Raw genomic sequence first — 656 nt, forward strand, 5'->3', positions numbered from 1 at the left:
TTAATTGTTTAAGTTAGCCTTTTAGAAAGATTACCTAAAACGGTAGCGGCAAATTCTCTTTCCGTGAAGGTTTTTATACCTAGGCAATGATCAAATCCGCTACCGTTTTTTCCCTTAGTGACCAGATAACAATTAGGGCAATACCCATTATTAAGGACTAGGATCGATGGGGTAAAAACTAGGTAATCTGTACAAAACTATAAAAAACAGATCACATGGCAAACAATCCCCACTCTTTCATTGGCATCGACGTTTCAAAGGACCATTTCGACGCAAGTCTCCTTGTCGTGCTGGACCACAAAAAACAGTCCCCCATCAGTTCGGTTTTCCACAATACACCCCAGGGCATCCAAGGGGTCCATCGTTGGCTCACCGCAAACGGTGTAACCATGGACGGCAACTCGCTTGTCGTGATGGAGAATACGGGTATCTACCACCGCCTGATCTGGTCCTTCTGCAGCCAGCAACAGCTTCCCCTGCACATAGGCAATGCGGCGCACATCAAATGGAGCTTTGGCATAGCCAGGGGGAAGAACGATAAGATAGACAGCATCAGGTTAGCGAACTATGCCTTCAAGGAGGCCGATGCCCTCAGGGCAAGCGCCCCTCTGGACAGGGAGCTACTGCTGCTGAAGGACCTCATAGCTGCCCGGACC

Annotated in this window: 1 protein-coding gene; it reads left to right on the forward strand. The window is 48.6% G+C overall.

The genetic code is table 11. The annotated features are described in order from the left end of the window. Positions 1 to 215: 215 nt before the first annotated feature. A partial coding sequence (locus CRJ00_RS02600) for an IS110 family transposase (protein WP_144038070.1) occupies positions 216 to 656 on the forward strand: 441 nt, incomplete at its 3' end.

Source organism: Sphingobacterium sp. 1.A.4, assembly GCF_002734245.1.
Lineage (GTDB): Bacteria > Bacteroidota > Bacteroidia > Sphingobacteriales > Sphingobacteriaceae > Sphingobacterium > Sphingobacterium tenebrionis.